This window comes from Hydrogenophaga sp., assembly GCF_035481345.1.
Taxonomy (GTDB): domain Bacteria; phylum Pseudomonadota; class Gammaproteobacteria; order Burkholderiales; family Burkholderiaceae_C; genus Hydrogenophaga.
Genome location: NZ_DATIGV010000029.1, coordinates 1 through 17,772, shown reverse-complemented (window position 1 = coordinate 17,772; position 17,772 = coordinate 1). Strand labels below are relative to the sequence as shown.

At 69.7% G+C, this 17,772-nt stretch carries 16 protein-coding genes; 13 read left to right on the top strand and 3 right to left on the bottom strand.

The window, feature by feature from the left end:
- Positions 1–942: amidase (locus VLG41_RS03110; RefSeq protein WP_325347938.1), on the top strand; the 942-nt coding region annotated here is incomplete at its 5' end.
- A 10-nt stretch (positions 943–952) separates the two neighbouring features.
- On the opposite strand, the gene VLG41_RS03105 is transcribed toward VLG41_RS03110, so the two are convergent.
- Positions 953–1,687, bottom strand: coding sequence for a GntR family transcriptional regulator (locus tag VLG41_RS03105; RefSeq protein ID WP_325347937.1), 735 nt, complete (start codon positions 1,685–1,687; stop codon positions 953–955).
- Between the two features lie 259 nt (positions 1,688–1,946).
- On the opposite strand from VLG41_RS03105, the gene VLG41_RS03100 reads away from it, so the two are divergent.
- The 6 genes from VLG41_RS03100 to hydA are packed head-to-tail and all read left to right on the top strand — an operon-like array spanning position 1,947 to position 8,315.
- On the top strand, positions 1,947–2,900 hold the full coding sequence (locus VLG41_RS03100) for a TRAP transporter substrate-binding protein (protein ID WP_325347936.1): 954 nt from the start codon (positions 1,947–1,949) through the stop codon (positions 2,898–2,900).
- A complete protein-coding gene (locus tag VLG41_RS03095; RefSeq protein WP_325347935.1) occupies positions 2,897–3,451 on the top strand; it encodes a TRAP transporter small permease in 555 nt (184 codons plus the stop codon). Before VLG41_RS03100 ends, VLG41_RS03095 begins: the two co-directional genes overlap by 4 nt.
- Positions 3,448–4,728: a TRAP transporter large permease gene (locus VLG41_RS03090; protein ID WP_325347934.1), complete on the top strand. Its 1,281-nt coding sequence runs from the start codon at positions 3,448–3,450 to the stop codon at positions 4,726–4,728. The genes VLG41_RS03095 and VLG41_RS03090 overlap by 4 nt, the downstream gene beginning before the upstream one ends.
- A 10-nt stretch (positions 4,729–4,738) precedes the next feature.
- Positions 4,739–6,127 carry an amidohydrolase family protein gene (locus tag VLG41_RS03085; protein ID WP_325347933.1) on the top strand — a complete coding sequence of 463 codons (1,389 nt, stop codon included), beginning with the start codon at positions 4,739–4,741 and terminating at the stop codon, positions 6,125–6,127.
- A complete protein-coding gene (locus tag VLG41_RS03080) occupies positions 6,124–6,870 on the top strand; it encodes an aspartate/glutamate racemase family protein (protein ID WP_325347932.1) in 747 nt (248 codons plus the stop codon). Before VLG41_RS03085 ends, VLG41_RS03080 begins: the two co-directional genes overlap by 4 nt.
- Complete coding sequence (gene hydA, locus VLG41_RS03075; RefSeq protein ID WP_325347931.1) at positions 6,867–8,315, top strand: dihydropyrimidinase; 1,449 nt, start codon at positions 6,867–6,869, stop codon at positions 8,313–8,315. The genes VLG41_RS03080 and hydA overlap by 4 nt, the downstream gene beginning before the upstream one ends.
- 18 nt (positions 8,316–8,333) lie before the next feature.
- Here the strand turns inward: hydA and VLG41_RS03070 are convergent, their stop codons facing one another.
- Positions 8,334–9,878 carry a methyl-accepting chemotaxis protein gene (locus tag VLG41_RS03070; RefSeq protein ID WP_325347930.1) on the bottom strand — a complete coding sequence of 515 codons (1,545 nt, stop codon included), beginning with the start codon at positions 9,876–9,878 and terminating at the stop codon, positions 8,334–8,336.
- Between the two features lie 153 nt (positions 9,879–10,031).
- Positions 10,032–10,811, bottom strand: a complete 780-nt coding sequence (locus VLG41_RS03065) for an IclR family transcriptional regulator (RefSeq protein ID WP_325347929.1) — start codon at positions 10,809–10,811, stop codon at positions 10,032–10,034.
- Between the two features lie 158 nt (positions 10,812–10,969).
- Between VLG41_RS03065 and VLG41_RS03060 the strand changes: the two genes are divergently transcribed.
- From VLG41_RS03060 to VLG41_RS03035, 6 genes are all read left to right on the top strand, one after another.
- A complete protein-coding gene (locus tag VLG41_RS03060) occupies positions 10,970–12,718 on the top strand; it encodes an FAD-dependent oxidoreductase (protein ID WP_325347928.1) in 1,749 nt (582 codons plus the stop codon).
- Between the two features lie 9 nt (positions 12,719–12,727).
- The gene (locus VLG41_RS03055) at positions 12,728–13,507 is read left to right on the top strand and encodes a glucose 1-dehydrogenase (RefSeq protein WP_325347927.1); all 780 of its coding nucleotides are present in this window, start codon (positions 12,728–12,730) and stop codon (positions 13,505–13,507) included.
- Between the two features lie 52 nt (positions 13,508–13,559).
- The gene (locus tag VLG41_RS03050) at positions 13,560–14,753 is read left to right on the top strand and encodes an ABC transporter substrate-binding protein (RefSeq protein ID WP_325347926.1); all 1,194 of its coding nucleotides are present in this window, start codon (positions 13,560–13,562) and stop codon (positions 14,751–14,753) included.
- Between the two features lie 58 nt (positions 14,754–14,811).
- Complete coding sequence (locus VLG41_RS03045; RefSeq protein ID WP_325347925.1) at positions 14,812–15,735, top strand: branched-chain amino acid ABC transporter permease; 924 nt, start codon at positions 14,812–14,814, stop codon at positions 15,733–15,735.
- Positions 15,732–17,519, top strand: coding sequence for a branched-chain amino acid ABC transporter ATP-binding protein/permease (locus VLG41_RS03040; protein ID WP_325347924.1), 1,788 nt, complete (start codon positions 15,732–15,734; stop codon positions 17,517–17,519). Before VLG41_RS03045 ends, VLG41_RS03040 begins: the two co-directional genes overlap by 4 nt.
- A gap of 11 nt (positions 17,520–17,530) precedes the next feature.
- Positions 17,531–17,772, top strand: a 242-nt coding sequence (locus VLG41_RS03035) for an ATP-binding cassette domain-containing protein (RefSeq protein WP_325347923.1), incomplete at its 3' end; no start/stop codon positions are given.

Genomic DNA, 17,772 nt, shown 5'->3' with positions numbered 1-17,772 from the left:
GCCCACGCCACCGACGGCGGTGGCTCCATCCGCATCCCCGCCTCGTGCTGCGGCCTGTTCGGCCTGAAGCCCACGCGCGCGCGCACCACCGCCGGCCCTGAAGGCGGCGAGGGCCTGAGCGGCCTGGCCCACCAGCACGTGGTGAGCCGCAGCGTGCGCGACAGCGCGGCCCTGCTCGACGCACTGGCCGGGCCGATGCCGGGCGACCCCTACAGCGCGGCGCCGCCCGAGCGGCCGTTTCTCGACGAGGTGGGTCGCGCGCCCGGCCGCCTGCGCATTGCCTTCGCCACGACCGCGCCCACCGGCGTGCCCGTGGACCCGGCCTGCGTGGCGGCGGTGCGAGACGCCGCGCGCCTGTGCGAAGAACTGGGCCACCACGTGGAAGAGGCCTCGCCCGAGTTCGACGCGCCCGCGCTGGAGCGTGGCTTCGAAATGGTGTTCGCGGCCAACACCCTGGCCAACATCGCGCGCGCCACCGGCGGTGCCATGCCCGATCGCGAACTGGTGGAGCCGCTGACCTATGCGCTGGCCGAATCCGCGCGCGGGATCGGCGCGGCCGAGTACATCCTCAACCTGCAGGCGCTGCACCGGCAGGCCCGGCGCATCGCGGGCTTCTTCGGGCGGTACGACGTCTGGCTCACGCCCACGCTGGCGCAGACGCCGCGCCCGCTGGGCTGGTTCGACATCCGCTCCAGCGACGCACGGGCCTGGCTCGCCAAGGTGACGGCCTACCTGCCCTTCACCTACCCGTTCAACGTCACGGGCCAGCCCGCGGCCTCGGTGCCGCTGCACTGGACGCCCGAGGGCCTGCCGATCGGTTGCCAGTTCGCGGCGCGCTACGGTGAGGAGGGGCTGCTGCTGCGCCTGTGCGCGCAGCTGGAGGCGGCGCGGCCCTGGTTCGATCGCCGCCCGCCGGTGAGCGGGCTGGCGGCGAGGGGCTGAATCGAGCGCCTCAGCCCTTGCTGGCGGCGGCCAGCGACTGGATGTAGGCCGTGCCGGTCTTGAGCACGTGCCGGAACAGGATCTCGCCCGCGAAGCGCGCGTCGCGCAACTCCATGGCCGACATCACCAGCTCGTGCTCCTTCACCGACTCGTCCCAGCGCCCGTCGGAGGTGATGGCCACGAAGCGCGGCCGCCGCGCGCGCGTCATCAGGTCGGCGTGCGTGCGGCTGAGCTGCGGGTTGTCCGCCATCTCGATGATGGTCTCGTGTATGCGGTGGTTGAGTTCGAAGTAGCGGTCGCGGTCGCCTTCGGCGTAGCGCCGCAGCATCTCGTCGTGCAGCGCGCGCAGCCGCGCCAGCGCCGGCGCCGAGGCCTGCAGCGTCACCGTCTCCACCGCCAGGCGCTCCAGGGCCGCGATCACGGCGAACAGGTTGACGATCTCATCCGTCGAGGGCGTGGTCACGCGCGAGCCCCGGTTGGGCAGCAGCTCGACCAGGCCCTCCGCCGCCAGCACCTTCAAGGCCTCGCGAATGGGCGTGCGCGACACCCCCAGCGCCTCGCTGAGCCCGAGCTCGTTGATGCGCTCGCCCGAGGCCAGTTCGCCGTGGACGATCAGGTTGCGGATGTGCCCGCACACGTCGGCGTGCACGCCGTGCCGGCGCCGCCGCTCCTCCGCGCCGGCTGGTTCTTCCCCGCCCGCCACGGGCGCGGCCCCTGGCGGGGCCTCAGTCACAGGCTTGTCCACGGCCTTCCCCATTTGAATGCAGATTCACACTGCATCGCCACAACTGAATTATCTTGGTGCGCAGAATAATCAAATTCTACGCAACATGCACTGTTTAAGTGCGTAAATACCGAGTTGACAGGCATTTCATCAGAAGGATAATGCACTTGCACGGTTCTTGCATTTTCCGGGTTCCATCCCCTCAACACCCATCCGCTGCTCCAGCGAAGGAATTGCCATGAAGTTTCGCCGATCCCTCCTCCTTTCGGCTGCCGCCGCCTTGACCCTTGCGGGTCTTCACGCCCCGTCCCTGGCCCAGCAGCGGCTTCGCGTGGCGGGCAACTTTCCCGCGGACCACACCGCCACCAAGGTGATGGAGCTCTTCAAGAAGGAGGTGGAGGCGCGCACCAAGGGCGAACTCCAGGTGGACCTGTTCCCCAACATGCAGCTGGGCGGGGCGTCGGAGAACGTCGACCAGGTGCGTTCCGGCACGGTCTTCGCCATCGTCACCTCCATCGCCTATTTCACGCGCATCGTGCCGGAGTACGAGGCCGTCAGCCTGCCCTTCCTGTTCCCTTCGCGCGAGGCCGCTTTCCGCGTCATGGACGGCCCGGTGGGCAAGCTGTTCGACGAGCGCATGGCGCAGAAGGGCTTCATCAGCCTGGGCTATGGCGAACTGGGCTTTCGCCACGTGACCAACAACGTGCGGCCCATCACCTCCTCGGCGGACTTCAAGGGACTGAAGATCCGGCTGCAGCCCAATGAAGTGCACCTGGACACCTTCCGCGCGCTGGGGGCCAATCCGGTCGCCATGGACGTGAAGGAGGTGTATTCGGCCATGCAGCAGGGCGTGCTGGACGGTCACGAGAACCCCTACAACATCATCGCCAGCCGCCGCTTCAACGAGGTGCAGAAGCACCTCTCAGACACCGGCCACTTCTACGACTTCATCAACGCCGCCGCCAACAAGCGCCTGTTCGAGCGCCTGAGCAAGCCGCAGCAGGAAGCGGTCATGGCCTCCATGAAAGAGGCCATGACGTGGCAGCGCGCGGAAGCGGCCCGTGAGGACGAGCGCTGGCGCCAGCAGCTGGTCAAGGCCGGCATGACCTTCACCCCGATCACCCCGCAAGGCCGCGCCGACTTCCGCCGCACCACCGCGAGCGTGGTCGAGTCGCTCAAGAAGCGCATCGATCCCAAGCTGATCGACACCGTCGTCAGCGAGGCCGCCAAGTGACGCAGGGCGCCCCTGCCGCGGACGCGGCTCCCCCACCGGGTGACGGCGGCCTGCCGCCGGTCTGGCCCGCCATCCGGCGCGTGGTCGAGGCCTTCGACCGCGCGTCCATGGTCGTGATCGTGCTGGCCATGGCCGCGATGACGCTGATGGTGTCGCTGCAGGTGTTCTGGCGCTACGTGCTGAGCTCGTCCATCGACTCGGCCGACGAGGTCTCGCGCCTGTTCTTCGTCTGGGTCATCTTCCTGGCGATCCCGCACGGCATCAAGTACGCGGTGCACGTCGGCATCGACCTGCTGGTGATGAACCTGTCGCCGCGCAACAAGGACCTGCTGTTTCGCCTGGTGAGCGTGGCCAGCGCGGTGCTGATGGCGGCGGTGTTCTGCGCCGCCTGGGTGGCCACGCAGGACAAGTGGCAGGAGCTCATGCCCACCCTGCCCATCACGGCCGGCGTCTACTACGTCGCCGTGCTCATCTGCGCGGCCCATTCGTTCGTCCACCTGGTGCTGCACGCCTGGCTGGGCCCGCGCATCTGGGAAGGGAGGCTGTCATGACCTGGCTGGTGATCGGCGTCTTCTGCCTGCTCGCCTTTGCCGGCATGCCCCTGGCGTTCGCGCTCGGCTTCGCTTCGCTCGCGGCCCTGTACGCGGCCGACTTCGAGCTGGTGATGATGGCCCAGCGCATGCTGCACGCGGTGGACAACTTCCCCCTGATGGCCATCCCCCTGTTCATGCTGGCCGGCGAGCTGATGGTCAAGGCCGGCATGATGGAGCGGCTGGTGGCCTTCGCCAACAGCCTGGTCGGCCGCGTGCACGGGGGCCTGGCCCACGTGACCATCATCGCGGGCACCATCCTGGCCTCGGTCAGCGGCGCGGCGGTGGCCTCGGCCAGTGCGCTGGGCAGCGCCCTGGTGCCGGCGCTGCGCAAGCACTACCCCGACAGCTTCAACTGCGCGGTGATCGCCTCGGCGGCCAACCTGGGGCCGGTGATCCCGCCGTCCAACGCCATGATCGTCTACGCGCTGATGGCCGGGTCGTCGGTGTCGGTGGGCGGGCTGTTCATGGCCGGCATCGTGCCGGGCATTCTGCTGGCTTTGGGCTTCATCGGCATCGCCAGCTTCATCTCGTGGAAGCGCCAGTACCCGCCCACGGGCGAGGCCTTCAACGCGCGCAACGCCTGGGTGCAGTTCCGCCGGGCGCACATCATCCTGTTCATGCCCATCATCGTGGTGGGCGGCATCATCGGCGGCGTCTTCACGGCCACCGAGGGCGCGGCCATCGCGGTGGTCTATTCGGGGCTGGTGGGCCTGCTGGTGACGCGCAAGCTGCGCCTGTCGGACCTGCCCGGCTGCCTGTTCCGCGCGGCCGTCACGGCCTCGATGGTGGGCGCGCTGATCGCGCTGGCCGCCACCGTGACCTTCCTGCTCACCATCGACATGGTGCCGCAGCAGATGGCCGACTGGGTCAAGGGCATGACCGCCGACCCCATGGTCTTCGTGCTGCTGACCATGCTGTTGCTGGTGGTGGTGGGCATGTTCATGGAGTCGAACGCGGCCTACATCATGCTGGTGCCGCTGTTCGTGCCGATCGCCGACGCGTTCGGCCTGGACCCGCTGTGGTTCGGCTTCCTGTTCATGTTCAACCTGGTGATCGGGATGATGACGCCGCCGGTGGGTGTGCTGTTCTTCGTCATGAGCGGCATCACCCGCGTGCCCATGGGCGCCATCATCCGGGAGTCCATGCCCTTCGTGGTGTTCCAGTTCGCCATGCTGCTGCTGTGCGTGGCCTTCCCGTCCATCGTCACCGCCCTGCCGCGCGCGCTGGGCTTCTGAGGGACCGAGCATGACGCCAGACGCTTCGAACACGGTGGCCGGCCCGCTGGACCTGCTGCTCACCGGCGCCACCGTGGTGCACACGCGCCCCGAGCTGGAGGTGATCGAGAACGCGGTGATCGGCATCGCCGGCCCGCGCATCGCCTTCGTGGCGCGCGCCGCCGACGCCCCGCGCGCCCACGCGCGTCGCCACATCGACCTGAGCGGGCATCTGGTGCTGCCCGGCTTCGTCAACGTTCACACGCACACCATCCTGACCATGGTGCGTGGCGTGGCCGAGGACATGGGGTTCGCGCCGGCCTACACGCCTGGCGTGCCGCACGGCCACGAGGTCACGCCGGACGAGGCCGTGGCCCTGGCCCGCCTGGGCGCGCTGGAAGCGCTGATGTTCGGCTCCACCGTCATCAACGACAGCTACGTGCACGCCGACCTGACCCTGCCGGCGATGGCCGACGTGGGCCTGCGCGCCTACGCCTGCGGCCGCATCCACGACGTGGACTTCTCGCGCGTGCACCTGGGCGAATGGCGGCACGACGAGGCCATCGGCGAACGCACCCTGGGCGAGGCCCTGGCCTTGCACGCGCGCTGGCACAGCGGACCCGAGGGCCGCACCGGCGTGCACCTCACGCCGCACGCGCCGGACACCTGCTCGCGCGGCCTGCTGCGGCGGGTGGCCGACCACCGCGAGCGCCACGGCGGCGTGGCCACCACGCACCTGTCGCAGAGCCGCATGGAGAACCAGCGCGTGCAGGAGCGCGACGGCTGCACGCCCTGCGAGCTGCTGGAAGAGACCGGCCTGCTCGGCCCCTCGCTGATCGCCGCGCACGGCATGTACATGAGCGAGTCCGACATGCGCCGCGCCGGTGCGGCCGGCATGAACCTCGCGCACGTGCCCAAGGGCAACGCCACGGGTGGGCGCATCGCGCCCACGCGCGCCATGCAGGACGCCGGCATCCGCCTGGCGCTGGCCACCGACAACATGCACGCCGACATGATCGAGGTCATGCGCTGGGCGCTGAACCTGGGGCGCATACAGGCCGGTGGCATCGACGAGGGCTGGCAGCCGGCGGACATGCTGCGCATGGCCACCTACAACGGCGCGCACGCCATGGGCCTGGGCGATCACCTGGGCAGCCTGGAGGCCGGCAAGCTGGCCGACATGGTGTGCGTGGACATGCGCCGCCCGCACCTGGTGCCCTGCATCAACCCGCTGGGCAACCTGGTGCACACCGGCCAGGGCCGCGACGTGGCCCTGGTGCTGGTGCACGGCGAGATCGTGGTGGAAGGCGGTCGCGCCCTGCGCGTCGACCAAGACAGCATCCTGGCCGACGCCCAAGCGGCGGCGGCCGCCTTGTGGGAGCGGGCGCGCGCGCAAGTCGAGCCCCGGAGACACGCTTGAACATCCTCGTCATCAACCCCAACATTTCCCAGAGCGTCACCGAGCTGATCCACAACGAGGCCCGTCGCGCGGCCCTGCCGGATACGCGGATCACCATGGCGACCGCACCCTTTGGCGTGGCCTACATCGAGACGCCGGGCGAAGCCGCGGTGGGCGCCTACGCCTCGCTGCAACTGCTGGCGCAACAGCAGGCCGGGCACGACGTGGCCGTGATCGCCGCCTTCGGCGACCCCGGCGTCGTGGCCGCCAAGGAACTGCTCGACATCCCCGTCGTCGGCCTGACCGAGTCCGCGGTGGCCGCGGCCTTCCTGCTGGGCGGGCGCTTCGCCATCGTGGGCATCTCGCAGCGCATCGGTGCCTGGTACGTGCAGACCGTGGAGCAGCTGGGCCTGTCCTCGCGCATGACCGGCTACCGCGGGCTCAAGCAGGGCTTCGCCAGCGTGGGCACCGTGCAGCACGAGGCGCGCGAGGTGCTGCGCGAGATGTGCCTGAGCTGCGTGGAGGAGGACGGCGCGGACAGCATCATCCTGGCCGGCGCACCGCTGGCGGGCCTGGCGCGCGAGATCGCCGATCAGGTGCCCGTGCCCCTCATCGACGGCGTGGGCAGCGCGATCCGCATGGCCGAGGCCCTGGGCCGCGCCGGCTACGAGCCGCGGCGCAGCGGCGCGCTGTCGCCGCCGCCCGCCAAGGCGCACCAGGGATTGAGCGGCGGCCTCGCGCTGCTGATGGGGCGCCAGCCATGAGCGAGCAACCGGCATTCGACCTGGTGATCCGCCACGCCCGCGTGGCCACCGCTGCGGACTGCTTCACCAGCGACATCGGCATCCGCGACGGCGTGATCCAGCAACTGGGCCAGCGCCTGGCCGCCGGTGCGCGCGAGATCGACGCGGCGGGCCGGGTGGTCACGCCCGGCGGCGTGGACGCCCATTGCCATCTCGACCAGCCCATGGCGCCACCGGTGCGCATGGCCGATGACTTCGACAGCGGCACGCGCGCCGCCGCCTGCGGCGGCACCACCACCGTCATTCCCTTCGCGGCGCAGGCCAAGGGCCAGTCCCTGCGCGCCGCGGTGAACGACTACCACGCGCGCGCCGAGGGCCGGGCGCACCTCGATCACGCCTTCCACCTGATCGTGAGCGACCCCACGCCCGAGGTGCTGGGCCGCGAGCTGCCCGAGCTGATCCGCGAGGGCTACACCTCGTTCAAGATCTACATGACCTACGACGACCTCAAGCTCGACGATGGCCAGATCCTGGACCTGCTGGAGCTTGCGCGGCGCCACGACGCCATGGCCATGATCCACGCGGAGAACGCCGACTGCATCGCCTGGCTCACGCGCCGCCTGGAGGCGGCGGGCCGCACCGCGCCGCGTTTTCACGCGCACGCGCGGCCCATGCTGGTGGAGCGCGAGGCCACGCACCGCGCCATCTCGCTGGCCGAGCTGATCGACGTGCCCATCCTGATCGTGCACGTCTCGGGCCGCGAAGCGGTGGAGCAGATCCGCTGGGCGCGCGCCCAGGGCCTGAAGGTGTTCGCCGAGACGTGTCCGCAGTACCTCTTCCTCACCGCCGAGGACCTGGGCATCGACGACAGCTACAAGGGCGCGCGCTGCGTGTGCAGCCCACCGCCGCGCGACAAGCAGAACCAGCAGGTGATCTGGGATGGCCTGGCCGATGGCCTGTTCACCGTGTTCTCGTCCGACCACGCGCCCTTTCGCTACGACGGCACCGAGGGCAAGAAACCGAATGGCGAAGAGGTGGCGTTCCAGCACATCCCGAACGGCATTCCCGGCATCGAAACGCGCATGCCGCTGCTGTACTCGGAGGGTGTGCTGGGCGGGCGCATCACGCTGCAGCGCTTCGTCGAACTCACGGCCACCAACCCCGCCAAGGCCTATGGCCTGCATCCGCGCAAGGGCAGCATCGCCATCGGTGGCGACGCCGACCTGGTGATCTGGGACGAGGGCGAGCGCACCGTGCGCAACGCCGCCCTGCACCACGCGGTGGACTACACGCCTTACGAGGGCATGGTCCTGCGTGCGTGGCCGGGGGTCACCATCGTTGGCGGTGAAGTGGTCTGGGACGGGCGGGATTTCCACCCGCGCCCGGGACAGGGCCGCTACCTGCGCTGTGGGCGGCCGAGCCTGCTGCCGGCCCGGCCCGATTCGCCCCGTCCACCCGCGGCGTGATGTCCGCCGCGCCGGCCCTCAGCCGCGCGCCAGGCGGAACACCGCCACCGATTCCACCATCTGCGCGGCCTGCGTCTTCAGGCTGGAGGCCGCCGCCGCGCTTTCCTCGACCAGCGCCGCGTTCTGCTGCGTGGCCTGGTCCATCTGCGTCACGGCTTCGCCCACCTGGGCCACGCCCGAGCTCTGCTCGCTGCTGGCGGCGCTGATCTCGCCCACGATGTCCGTCACGCGGCGGATGCTGGCGACCACCTCGCTCATCGTGGTGCCGGCCTGGTCCACCAGGGCCGAGCCCTGCTCCACGCGCTCCACGCTGTCCGTGATCAGGCCCTTGATTTCCTTGGCCGCTTCGGCGCTGCGCTGAGCGAGGTTGCGCACCTCGCCGGCCACCACCGCGAAGCCGCGGCCCTGCTCACCCGCGCGCGCCGCTTCCACGGCGGCGTTGAGCGCCAGGATGTTGGTCTGGAAGGCAATGCCGTCGATCACGCTGATGATGTCGGCGATGCGGCGCGAGCTGTCGTTGATGCCCTTCATGGTGTCGACCACGCGGGCGACCACCTCGCCACCCTGAGAGGCCACGGTTGAGGCGCTCATCGCCAACTGATTGGCTTGCTGCGCGTTGTCGGCGTTCAGGCGCACGGTGGAACTCAACTGCTCCATGGACGCCGCCGTTTCCTCCAGCGCCGAGGCCTGCTGCTCGGTGCGGGCCGACAGGTCCTGGTTGCCCTGGGCGATCTGCGAGCTGGCCGAGGCCACGCCTTCGGCGTTGCCGCGCACGTTGGAGACCACGTGGGCCAGGTTGTCCTGCATGCCCTTCAAGGCCTGCAGCAGTTGCGCGGCCTCGTCGCGGCCGTCGGCGTGGATGGCGTTGGTGAGGTCGCCGTCGGCGATGCGGCGCGCGCTGTCGGCGGCCTGGCGCAGCGGCACGGTGATGGAGCGGCTCAGCACGAAGGCGGCGGCGGCGCCGATCAGCACGGCGAGCACGCCGCCGGCGATCAGGATGTTGCGACCCTGCGCCGCGTTGGCGGTGGCCTCGGCCAGGGACTTGTCGTAGATGCTCTGCTGGAACTCCTCCAGCTGGACGATGGAGTTCAGGTAGGCCTCGGCGAGCGGGCGCAGGTCGCGGTCCAGCGCGGCGCTGATGTCCTCGCCGGCCAGGCGCTGCTTGAGCAGGTTGGCGCGCGGCGTGCGGTAGGCCTCGCGCGCGGCGTCGATGGCCGCGATCAGGCGCTTGCCTTCTTCCAGTTGCACCAGCTCGACGATGCGCTTGCGCGAGGCCAGCGTGATCTCGGAGGTCTTGTCCATGGCGGCCTGCCACTCGCTCATGCGGCTCGTGTCCGAGTCGAGCGCGGCGGCGCGGGTGCGGATCCAGTTCAGGTCGATGGTCTGGCGCCATTGCACGGCCATGCGCAACTTTTCGTTGTCGATGGTGGCCAGTTGCTGCGTGGTCTGCGCCAGTTCGTGCAGGCGCCAGACACCGATGGCCGACATCAGCGCCGTGATGAGCAGAACCAATCCGAAAGCGAAGGCCAGGCGGTTGCCGACCTTGAGGTCGTTGAGTTTCATGCGGAGGTTCCGGGGTGTGTCGTGGATAAGGCCGGCGGCGCCAGCCGTGTTCCGCGTATCGACGCGGTTGACGCGGATCTTGAATCGCTTCGGCGACAGGCAGTCGCCGGAAAAGCGCGGTGCGCCGGGCGCAAAACCCCGGATCGGGCGCGCCTACTTCGCCCCGCCCACCCGCCGCGTGATCTCGGCGGCGCAGGCGAGCAAGGGCCTGGCGATGCCGCCGTCCCACTCGCTGTCGAAGGTGGCCGAGGGCCCCATCACCAGCACGCCCAGCACGATGTGACCCTCGGCGTCGAACACCGGCGCGCACAGCGCGTCGATGCCGGGGATGGGCTGCCCGCGCGTGCGCGAGAGGCCGTGCTGGCGGATCTCGGCCAGCGTGGGCTCCAAGTCCTGGATGGTGTGCACCGGCGTGGGCGTGGTGCCGTAGTTCGATCGCGCCAGGTCTTCGGCCAGCAGCCGCTCCACCACCTTGGGCGGCAGGTAGGCCGCGAACAGGCGGCCGGTGGCCGTGCTGGTGAGCGACATCACCGTGCCCGTGCGCAGGTTCACGTGCAGCGGCTGGATGGGCTCTTCCATGCGCACGATGGTGGGCCCGAGGTTGCCCCACACCACCAGCGCCACGCTCTGGCCCGTGGCGTGCGCCAGTTGCTCCAGCACGGCGGACGCTTCCTTCACCGGGTCCATGCGCTGCAGCTTGATGAGCCCGAGTTGAAGGGCCAGCGGCCCCAGCTCGTACTGCCCCGCGTCGTTCTGCGAGACGAAGCCCACCTTGAGGAAGCTCACCATGTACGGGTGGGCCTTGCCCGCCGTCATGCCCGCCGCCTTGGCCAAGTCCTTCAGGGCCACGGGCCGCACCTTGCGCGCGAGCTCCAGCAGCAGGGCGCTGCCGATCTCGATCGACTGAATACCTCGTCGGCTCTTCTCTTCCATGGGGGTGTGGGCGGTGAGGGCGCGCGCAAGTGTATCCATAGGGTTTTCCCTGAGCATTTCTAACGACTACGACCCAATCAGACGAAAAGATATTATCAAATGCGTTGACGATAGTCAGATGAGACTTCTAGAATCGCCCCACTGACCAGGAGCAATGCATGTCACAGGAGACAAAGCTCGTCGACGTACTGGTGATCGGTACCGGCGCATCGGGCATGGCCACCGCCGTCACGGCCGCCTCGCAGGGGCTGGACGTGCTGGTGGTGGACAAACAGCCGCAGTTCGGCGGCACCACCGCGCGCTCGGGTGGCTGGCTGTGGATCCCCGGCACCCACCTCGCCCAGGAGCAGGGCATCACGGAGCCACCGGGCGCCGCCAAGGCCTACCTGAAGCACGAGGCCACCACGCACTACGACGAGAAGCGCGTCGACGCCTTCCTGGAGAACGGCCCCAAGGCCATTCAGTTCTTCACCAGCCAGACGCCGCTGCGCTTTGACCTGCCGCCCGTGTTCCCGGACTACCACGCCGAAGCGCCGGGCGGCCTGCCTGGCGGGCGCTCCATGGTCACGCGGCCCTTCGATGGCCGCGAACTCGGCCCGCGCATCAAGCAGTTGGCCCCGCCGCTGCCCGAGCTCACCGTGTTCGGGATGATGCTGGGCTCGGGCCCGGAGATTCGCCACTTCATGCGCGTCTTCAAGTCGCCCACGTCCTTCTGGTATGTGACCAAGCGGCTCACGCGCCATTTCCTGGACGTGCTCCTGCACGGCCGCGGCATGACGCTCACCAACGGCAACGCGCTCGCCGGCCGCCTGGCCAAGGCCGCCATGGACCGCAACATCCCCGTGTGGCTGTCCTCGCCGGTGAAGCAGTTGCTGACGGAGGGTGACGCGGTCACTGGCGCGCTGGTGGAGCACGAGGGCAAGCCGGTGCGCGTGAGCGTGCGCCGCGGCGTGGTACTGGCCACGGGTGGCTTCCCGTACGACATCGAGCGCCGCAAACAACTGTTCCCGCACGCGCCCACGGGCCGCGAACACTTCTCGCCCTCGCCCAGCACCAACACCGGCGACGGCCTGCGCCTGGCCGAGTCGGTCGGCGCTCGCGTGGACCCGACCATCCCGCACGCCGCTGCGTGGGTGCCCGCCTCCGTGACCACGCGCCCGGACAAGAGCACGGGTGTGATGCCGCACTTCATCGACCGCGCCAAGCCCGGCGTGATCGCCGTGAGCCCCGAGGGCCAGCGCTTCACCAACGAAGGCAACTCGTACCACGACTTCGTGCAGGCCATGGTCAAGGCCTGCGCGGGCCGCGGCGACACCTTCGCCTGGCTGCTGTGCGACCACAAGGCCCTGCGCAGCTACGGCCTGGGCTGCGTGGCGCCCGCGCCGCTGCCCATCGGGCGCCACCTGCGCAACGGCTACCTGAAGTCCGGCGCCAGCATCGCTGAGCTGGCGACGAAGCTCGGCATCGCGCCCACCACGCTGGAGCACACCGTGGCCGAGTTCAACCGGCACGCGGCGAAGGGCGAAGACCCGGCCTTCGGCAAGGGCAGCAAGGCCTACAACCGCTACCAGGGCGACGCCAGCGTCACGCCCAACCCCTGCGTGGCCCCGCTGGAACACGGCCCCTACTACGCCATCAAGCTCGTCATCGGCGACATCGGCACCTTCGCCGGCCTGGTCACCGACGAGAAGACGCGCGTGCTCAATGGCCTGGGCGAACCCATCGCCGGCCTCTACGCCGTGGGCAACGACGCCGCCAGCGTGATGGGTGGCAACTACCCTGGCGCGGGCATCACCCTGGGCCCGGCCATCACCTTCGGCTACATCGCGGGCCAGCAACTCGCCAAGGCCGCGCCGCTGGGCCAGCCGGCGGCCACCGCCACACGGCAACTCGCCCCCACCGCCTGAGGAACGCGCATGCCCACTTACCCCGAGACCCTCGCGCCGCGCCTGCTGCAAGGCCGCCTGGCCTTCGTCACCGGCGCCGGCCAGGGCAACGGCCGCGCCTTCTGCCTGGGGCTGGCGCAGGCCGGCGCGCGCATCGTCGCCACCGACATGAACGCCGCCGCCGTGGAAGAGACCGCGCGCCTGGTGCGCGAGGCCGGCGGCCAGGCCTGGTCCTTCGCGCTCGACGTGACCTCGCCCGAGGCCTGCCGCGACGTCGCGCAACAGGTCGCGGCGCAGATCGGTGAGGTCGACCTGCTCGTCAACAACGCCGGCATCATCATCCGCGAGACCACCGCCAGCCCGCGCGCGGCCGAGAACTTCAGGAAGACCCTGGACGTGAACGTGCACGGCACCTTCAACGTCACGCACGCGCTGCTGGATTCGCTCAAGGCCACGCGCGGCTGCATCGTCAACATGGCCTCCATCGCGGCCTACGCGGGCCAGGCCGCCTCGCTCGGCTACTCGCCGTCCAAGGGCGCCATCAAGATGCTCACGCAGTCGCTGGCCCAGGAGCTCGCGCCCTTCGGCGTGCGCGTCAACGCGCTGGCGCCCGGCGTCATCGCCACGCCCATGACGGCCGCCACGCGCGAGGACCCTTCGCGCCTGCAGGGCTTCATGACGCGCATTCCCATGGGCCGCGTGGGCGAGACGGAGGACCTCGTCGGTCCCATCGTCTTCCTGGCCAGCGACATGGCCCGCTACGTCACCGGCATCACCCTGCCGGTGGACGGAGGTTTTCTCGCGGTTTGACGCCAGCGCCAAGCCATTCTTCCCGCCCATCCCATTCACAACAGGAGACAACATGAGCATCAAGCGTTACTGGGGCGCCGCCCTGTCGGCCATCGCACTCGCCGCCTTCGCGGGCGGCGTTCAGGCCCAGGACATCAAGCTCGGCTACAACGGCGACCTCTCCGCCTCGCCCTCGGCGCAGAGCGGCCAGGCCGCCGTCATCGGCATGGAAGCGGCCATCGCCGACATCAACGCCGCCGGTGGCGTGCTGGGCAAGAAGCTGGCCCTGGTGGTGCGCGACGACGCCTCCGCGCCGCCCAAGTCCATCCAGAACATGACCGAGCTGATCGACAGCGAGAAGGTGGTCGCCGTGTTCGGCCCCACCAACTCGGGCAACGCCATGGCCTGGAAGCACATCGCCAACCAGAAGAAGGTGCCGGTGATCGGCAACGTCGGCTCGGGCACCGCCATCACCGCGCCCATGGGCTCGGGCGACAACTACATGTTCCGCGTCTCCATGGTGGACCGCGAACAGGTGGCCGCGCTCATGGCCTACGTGAAGAAGAACGGCAACGCCAAGAGCGTGGGCCTGATGGCCGAGACCACCGGCTACGGCCAGGGCGGCATGAAGGACATGCAGGAGCTGGCCGAGAAGCAGGGCATCAAGATCGTCGCCACCGAGCACTTCGGCGTGGGCGACACCGACATGACCTCGCAGCTCAACAAGATGAAGGCCGCCGGCGTGGACACCGTGGTCGTCTGGGCCCAGGGCACGCCCATCGCGCAACTGGTGCGCAGCATGGAGAAGATCAACTACTTCCCGCTGACGCTCACCTCCTGGGCGGCCGACAACATCACCTTCTACGACGCCGCGGGCAAGGCCCTGGCCGACAAGCCCATCTTCATGCGCACCGTGAGCGAAGAGAAAACGCCCGCGCAGCAGAAGCTCTACGACCGCATCGGCAGCAAACTGAAAGCGCCGAGCGCCTTCTCCTTCGCGCTGCACGGTTACGACTCGGTGCTGCTCTACGCCGCCGCCGCCAAGCAGGCCAACAGCACCGACGGCGCCGCCGTGCGCGCCGCGCTGGAAGACCTGAAGACCCCCGTGCAGGGCGTGCTCAAGACCTACAACAAGCCCTTCAGCAAGACCGACCGCGAGGCCCTGACCGCCGAGGACTTCGTCTGGATCCGCTGGAAGGACGGCAAGCTGCTGCCCTACAGCGACCCGATCCTGAAGACGCTGACCGCGGCGGACTTCAAGAAGTAAGCGGCCGCGCGCGCGGCGCCGTCGGCGGCCCGCGCGCCTTTTCCCGGAGACAGACAACATGACAGAAGCGCTCCTGCAGGCGGTGCTCAGCGGGCTGTGCGTGGGCGGTGCCTACGCCCTGGTCGCGCTGGGCTTCAGCGTCACCTTCACCACCACCAAGACCCTCAACTTCTCGCACGGTGAGTTCGTGACGGCGGGCGCCTTCATCGGCATGAGCGTGCTGTTCCTCGCCGTCGGCCGCCCGCTCACGGCCACCAGCTTCGGCGACGCCGAGCCCGGCGGCGCGGCCCAGCTCATGGCCCTGGTCGGCGCCCTGGGCGTGATGGGCCTGCTGGGCTGGCTGCTCTACGCCGTGGGCGTGCGGCCCTTCGCGGGCCGCCCCGGCATGGCCTGGGTCATGAGCACCCTGGGCTTCGGCGTCATCCTGCAGAGCATCGGCCTGGCCATCTGGGGCCCCAAGCCCGTGGTGGTGCCCAGCCCCGTGGGCGACCAGGTGCTGCGCTTCATGGGCGTGGGCGTGCGCCCGCAGGAGCTGCTCACCCTGGGCGTGGCCGTCGTCGTCATGGTCGGCTTCGACCACGTCATGAACCGCACCCTGCTCGGCAAGGCCATGCGCGCGGTCGCGGCCAACGGCAGCGTGGCCAGCCTCATGGGCATCAACACCAAGGCCATCATGGTGATCGCCTTCGTCGTGAGTTCCGCGCTCGCGGGCCTGTCGGGCTTCCTGCTCGCGCCCATCGCGCAGGCCTCGCTCTACATGGGCCTCGCCGTGGGCCTCAAGGGCTTCTCGGGCGCCATGATCGGCGGCCTGAGCAACCCGCGCGGCTGCGTCATCGGCGGCTTCGCGCTCGGCGTCATCGAATCGCTGGTGAACCTGTGGCAGGCGCAGTGGCGCGAGGTCGCGATCTTCGCGCTCGTCATTCTGGTGCTGGCCTTGCGCCCCACCGGCCTGTTCGGCTCGCGCGCGGTGGAGAAGGTATGAAGCGCGTTCCCCACATCGCCGGCGTGCTGCTGGCCGTGGCCGTGGTGGTCGGCCTCACGCTCGCGCTCAACAACGATTACTACCTGCGCATCCTCTTCATGATGGGCGTGTACTACCTGTGCGCGGCCGGCATGAACGTGCTGGTGGGCTACGCCGGGCAGAAGTCCCTGGGCCAGGCCGGCCTGTTCGCGGCCGGCGCCTACGCGGTGGCCCTGCTCACCACGCGCACCGAGATCAGCCCCTGGGTCGCGCTGGCGCTGGCGGCCGTGGTCTCGGGCGTGTTCGGCGTGCTCATCGCCCTGCCGTCGCTGCGCGTGAAGGGCCCTTACCTGGCGATGGTGACCCTGGCCTTCGGCATCGTGGTCGAGAAGCTCGTGAGCGAGTGGACGGACGTGTTCGGCGGCGCGCAGGGCGTCTACGGCATCCGCCCGCTGAGCTGGGGCGAGGAACCGCTGAGCACGCAGCAGTGGGTGTGGCTCACCGTGGCGCTGTGCGCCATCACCCACCTGCTGCTGCGCAACCTGGTGGGCGGGCGCTTCGGCCGCGCCCTGCTCTCGCTGCAGGCCGACGAGATCGCGTCCTCCTCCGTCGGTGTGCGCGTCTACCGCGCCAAGGTCATCGCCTTCGTGGTCGCGGCCGTCACCTGCGGCATCGCGGGCGCGCTGGTGGCGCAGCAGAACCAGTACATCAACTCCGACTTCATCACCTTCCACCTGTCCATCTTCATCCTGCTGCTGGTGCTGTTCGGCGGCGCGGGCTCGCAGTACGGGCCGCTGGTGGGCACGGTCATCCTCACCGCCATCGACGCCGCCCTGGCGCGCTGGCCCGCCGCGCAGCACTTCCTCTACGGCTTTCTGCTGCTGTTCGCGCTGTACGCCATGCCGGGCGGCGTGATGGGCCTGCTGGGCACGCTCACCGCGCGCTGGCGCAAGACGCCCGCGCTGCCCTCGTCGGTGGAGCCGCGCGCCTACCGCCCGGCCGCGGCGGACGCCAGTGGCGACCTGCTCGTGGTCGAGAACGTGTCCAAGGCCTTCGGCGGCGTCAAGCCCGCGCAGGACGTGTCCTTTCGCCTGCAGCGCGGCCACGTGCACGCGCTCATCGGCCCCAACGGCGCGGGCAAGTCCACCATGATCAACATGGTCACCGGTGTGCTGGACCCGAGCGCGGGCACCATCTGCTTCCTGGGACAGAACCTCGCGGGCCGGCCCGCGCACACCATCTGCCAGCTCGGCATGGGCCGCACCTTCCAGAACCTGCGCCTGTTCGCGGAGCTGTCCGTGCTGGACAACGTGAAGCTGGGCCACCACACGCGCATGGGCAACGGCTTCTTCGCCTCGCTGCTGGCCTTGCCCTCGGCGCGGCGCGAAGAAGAACGCACCACGCAGCGCGCGCTGCAACTGCTGGCACTGGTGGACCTGCTGCCCCTGGCCCACGCGAGCGCCGGCAGCCTGCCCTACGGCCTGCAACGCCGCGTGGAGCTGGCGCGCGCCCTGGCCACCGAGCCGCAACTGCTGCTGCTCGACGAACCCGCGGCCGGCCTCAACCCGCAGGAGACGGCGGAGCTCGGCCAGTTGCTGCTGAAGATCGCGCGCTGCGGCATCTCCATCCTGATGGTGGAGCACCACATGGACCTGGTGATGTCCATCTCCGACCACGTCATCGTGCTGGACTACGGCATCAAGATCGCCGAGGGCAAGCCGGCCGAGATCCAGAACAACCCGCGCGTGATCCAGGCCTACCTCGGCGTCGAGGACGAGGCCGACGCCGCAGCGGCGACGGCCTGAGGGGACACAGCATGTTGAAGATCGAGCAACTCGAGGTCGCCTACGGCGCCATCCAGGCCGTCAAGGGCGTGAGCCTGGAGGTCAAGGCCGGCGAGGTCATCGCCATCATCGGCGCCAACGGCGCGGGCAAGAGCAGCCTGCTGCGCTGCATCGCCGGCCTGGAGCCCGCCAGCGGCGGGCGCATCACCATCGCGGGCGAGGACTGCACCCGCCTGGCGCCGCACAAGCGCGTGGGCCTGGGCGTGGCCATGTC

What these genes read in the sequence shown, in the direction of transcription:
- VLG41_RS03070 (WP_325347930.1), bottom strand. Translation starts at nt 9,878, where the DNA reads ATGAAACTCAACGACCTCAAGGTCGGCAACCGCCTGGCCTTCGCTTTC.
- VLG41_RS03045 (WP_325347925.1), top strand. Translation starts at nt 14,812, where the DNA reads ATGACAGAAGCGCTCCTGCAGGCGGTGCTCAGCGGGCTGTGCGTGGGC.
- VLG41_RS03055 (WP_325347927.1), top strand. Translation starts at nt 12,728, where the DNA reads ATGCCCACTTACCCCGAGACCCTCGCGCCGCGCCTGCTGCAAGGCCGC.
- VLG41_RS03040 (WP_325347924.1), top strand. Translation starts at nt 15,732, where the DNA reads ATGAAGCGCGTTCCCCACATCGCCGGCGTGCTGCTGGCCGTGGCCGTG.
- VLG41_RS03060 (WP_325347928.1), top strand. Translation starts at nt 10,970, where the DNA reads ATGTCACAGGAGACAAAGCTCGTCGACGTACTGGTGATCGGTACCGGC.
- hydA (WP_325347931.1), top strand. Translation starts at nt 6,867, where the DNA reads ATGAGCGAGCAACCGGCATTCGACCTGGTGATCCGCCACGCCCGCGTG.
- VLG41_RS03050 (WP_325347926.1), top strand. Translation starts at nt 13,560, where the DNA reads ATGAGCATCAAGCGTTACTGGGGCGCCGCCCTGTCGGCCATCGCACTC.
- VLG41_RS03085 (WP_325347933.1), top strand. Translation starts at nt 4,739, where the DNA reads ATGACGCCAGACGCTTCGAACACGGTGGCCGGCCCGCTGGACCTGCTG.
- VLG41_RS03065 (WP_325347929.1), bottom strand. Translation starts at nt 10,811, where the DNA reads ATGGAAGAGAAGAGCCGACGAGGTATTCAGTCGATCGAGATCGGCAGC.
- VLG41_RS03090 (WP_325347934.1), top strand. Translation starts at nt 3,448, where the DNA reads ATGACCTGGCTGGTGATCGGCGTCTTCTGCCTGCTCGCCTTTGCCGGC.